This window comes from Candidatus Phytoplasma pruni, assembly GCF_013391955.1.
Taxonomy (GTDB): Bacteria; Bacillota_I; Bacilli_A; order Acholeplasmatales; family Acholeplasmataceae; genus Phytoplasma.
Window position 1 is genome coordinate 1 of sequence record NZ_JABUOH010000032.1, and the last position, 3,546, is coordinate 3,546.

A 3,546-nucleotide genomic window follows, 5' to 3' on the forward strand; every position below is an offset into this window, starting at 1 on the left:
TGTTATTTATAAATGTTATATAATTTAATCATAAACAATAATTAATTTTTAATTTATTTGTTTGGTTAATCAAATTATTTTATTGGTATAAATGTTTTAACAATAAGAAAGGTATCGTATTAATATGAAAGTATCATTTTTATCAGATTTAAAATCTTTTAATCAACAAAGCACAGTAGTGGTTTTAAAATTAGAAGATGGAAAACAAAATGTTTCCGGCGTTAATGTTGTTAATCTTGAAGGACAAGTAGAAAAAGCATGTCAAACAGAACAATTTAAAGGCAAAGAAGGTTCTGTTTTAAAATTAGTTCATCCTGAAGGTCATGAATTTTCTCGTTTATTAGTAGTAGGTTTAGGTAAAAACCCCGAAAAGCATGATTCTTGGATGAAAGCAGGAGGAGCGACTTTATCAGCTTTGAAACATGTTAAAGAAGTAGTTGTTTTAACAGATTTTGAAAACCATCCTTCTTCCGCACAAGCAGTAATGGATTATGTTTTAGGGATGATGTTAAAAAGTTACACTTTTGATCATTATCACACTAAACCGAAAAAAGATGTTTCTGCGATGTATAACGATTTATCAGTTGTAGTGGTGACCAAAGAAGCAGCAGCTTGTCAAAAAGAACTTCATAAAGTAGAAGCAGTAGTGCAAGGTTCTAACGTAGCGCGCGATTTAGTGAACGAACCAGCTAATGTTTTAGGAACAGATGAATTTGTCGCTCGTATTCAAAAATTAACCGCAATGGGTGTTGAAGTAGAAGTTTTAGATAAAAACCAAATGACTCAATTAGGGATGAATTCTCTTTTAGCAGTAGCTCAAGGTTCTGATCGTCCTCCTTATTTAGCTATTATGAAATGGCAAGGTTCTTCTTCCCAAGAAGCTCCTCTTTCATTTGTAGGTAAAGGAGTAGTTTTTGATTCTGGCGGTATTTCCATTAAACCTTCTGGTGGAATGGAAGAAATGAAAGGTGATATGGGCGGAGCTGCTACAGTAGTCGGTTTAATGCATACTTTAGCCGCTCGTAAAGCACAAGTCAATGTTGTCGCAGTAGTTGGTTTAGTAGAAAATATGCCAAGCGGTACAGCTCAAAGACCTGGTGATATCGTTACTTCTATGTCTGGTCAAACTATTGAGGTGATCAATACTGATGCGGAAGGTAGAATGGTATTAGCTGATGCTCTTTATTATACTAAAACTCATGTAAAACCTCAATTCATCATTGATTTAGCTACTTTAACAGGCGCTATTATGGTTGCTTTAGGAGAAGAACATGCTGGTTTATTCTCTAATAATGACGCTTTAGCGCAAAAATTACTTGCTTCCGGTCAAACCACTGGTGAAAAATTATGGTTAATGCCTCTTTCTGAAGAATACGACCGTTTAATTGATAGTAAATTTGCTGATATGAGAAATTCTTCAGGTAGATTAGCGGGTTCTATCACAGCTGCTCAATTTTTAAAACGTTTTGTGGGTGAAGATACTCCTTGGGCTCATATTGATGTTGCTGGTGTAGCTTTTAATGATAAAGTTACCGCAGTTAACAACAGTTGGTCCACTGGTTTTGGCGTTCGTCTTTTAAACCAATTAGTGGCTAATTATTACGAAAAGAAATAAATTAACGCTCTTATCAAAAAAAATAATTATAAACTTTTTTCTCCATCTTTGGGGATAAAGTTATTTCTTTCCCGTTTTTCTTAACCACTCTTAGGAGTGGTTTTTTCTTTACAAGAAGAACCAAAGGTAAACGCTGTTAAACACCTATTATCTACCAAATAAACCCACATCTTTCTATAACTCCTTGGTTTAATAACCAATTTTCATTTATTAAATTTAAGATGGATTTTTTAATTTTTCTTTCATAAAAGGTTTATAATAAAAGCGGTTATTTTTTTAATTTAAATTAAAATGGAAAAAGAGGTGATTTTATAATTGTTGTTTTTTAAATTTTAAAAAATGTTTATTAAAAAAATTAGGCGTTTACAGAATAAGGGAAAAAGCTTCATTTTTAAAAAAAATTATTTTAACAAACTTTCTTTCTTTTTTGTTCTCATCCAATCAATTAAAAAACATTGTTTTAGAATGAAAATCAACTTTATAAGAAGAAATTATGGACACAAATCAAAAATCTTTACTTTTACACGAAAAAAACAAAGGTAAATTGGCTGCTAAAGTTAAAACAGAAGTTAATAATTTTGATGATTTATCTTTAGTATATACTCCTGGAGTAGCTGAACCTTGTCGTAAGATTCAACAAAACCCTGAAGATCTTTATAAATACACTATGAAATCTAATACAGTGGCTGTTATTACCAATGGTACGGCTGTTTTAGGTTTAGGAGATATTGGTTCTAAAGCTTCTATTCCGGTAATGGAAGGAAAATCTATTTTATTTAAAAGATTCGCTGATATCGACTCTTTCCCGATCACTATTGATTCTAAAGATCCTGAAGAAATAGTAAATATTATTACTAAAATTTCTGATGTTTTTGGAGCGATTAATTTAGAAGATATTAAAGCGCCTGAATGTTTCCAAATTGAAGAAGCTTTAAAAGCGAAATTATCTATTCCTGTTTTTCATGATGATCAACACGGAACAGCTATCGTTGTGGCTTCTGGTTTAATTAACGCTTTAAGAGTGGTTAATAAAAAATTAGAAGACATTAGAGTGGTCATTTGTGGTACTGGTTCAGCTGGTATTGCGGTTGCTAAAATGTTGCTTAACTTAAAAGTTAAAGACATTGTTTTATACGATAAAAAAGGTGTTATCCGTCATGATAGTGATTGGACTAACTCAGAACAAAAGAAAATGGCTTTATTAACGAATAAAAACCAAGAAGACGGCACTTTAAGTGATGTTATCAAAAATAAAGATGTTTTCATTGGTGTTTCTGGTCCTAATATTCTTAATAGTGAAATGGTTTCTACTATGGCTAAAGACGCTATTGTTTTTGCTTTAGCAAACCCAAATCCGGAAATTTTACCTGAAGAAGCTAAAAAAGGTGGAGTAAGAGTGATCGCTACTGGTAGATCAGATTACCCTAACCAAGTTAATAATTGTTTAGCTTTCCCTGGTGTATTCCGAGGAGCGCTAGATTATAAAGCAACTCAAATTAACGAAGAAATGAAAGTGGCTGCGGTTTATGCCTTATCTAGTGTTATTCCTGCCAACGAATTAAACGAAAATAATATTATTCCTGGCGTATTCAACGAACAAGTTGTTGCTTCTATCGCTAAAGCGGTTGGAGAAGCGGCTGTTAAAACAGGCGTAGTAAGAAAATAAATCTTATTCAATGCTATTGAATATCTAATTAAAAAAGATCTTTTAGAAGGTCTTTTTTTTTTAAAAATTAAGGAAGGAAAATTATTTAGAGAAGAAAAATGGTATTTGATATTGTCGCACTCCCTATCATCGTCTTCATTATTTAAAAACCCCTATTTATAGGCTTTTTATTTCTTTAACGTAAAATATTGACCCTAAAAAATTATTTTTTTTGGATAAAATGCAATTTAAACGGCTCAAACACTTGTTTTTTTTTTTTTTTGTG

The 3,546-nt window shown here is 31.8% G+C and carries 2 protein-coding genes; both read left to right on the forward strand.

The window, feature by feature from the left end; genetic code table 11:
- Positions 1-124 precede the first annotated feature (124 nt).
- On the forward strand, positions 125-1,615 hold the full coding sequence (locus HR065_RS01225; protein WP_178734105.1) for a leucyl aminopeptidase: 1,491 nt from the start codon (positions 125-127) through the stop codon (positions 1,613-1,615).
- Positions 1,616-2,108: 493 nt separating this feature from the next.
- The gene (locus HR065_RS01230) at positions 2,109-3,281 is read left to right on the forward strand and encodes an NAD(P)-dependent malic enzyme (RefSeq protein WP_178734106.1); all 1,173 of its coding nucleotides are present in this window, start codon (positions 2,109-2,111) and stop codon (positions 3,279-3,281) included.
- The last annotated feature ends 265 nt before the right edge of the window (positions 3,282-3,546 follow it).

Coding starts and splice junctions, on each gene's coding strand:
- HR065_RS01225 (WP_178734105.1), top strand. CDS start 125: ATGAAAGTATCATTTTTATCAGATTTAAAATCTTTTAATCAACAAAGC.
- HR065_RS01230 (WP_178734106.1), top strand. CDS start 2,109: ATGGACACAAATCAAAAATCTTTACTTTTACACGAAAAAAACAAAGGT.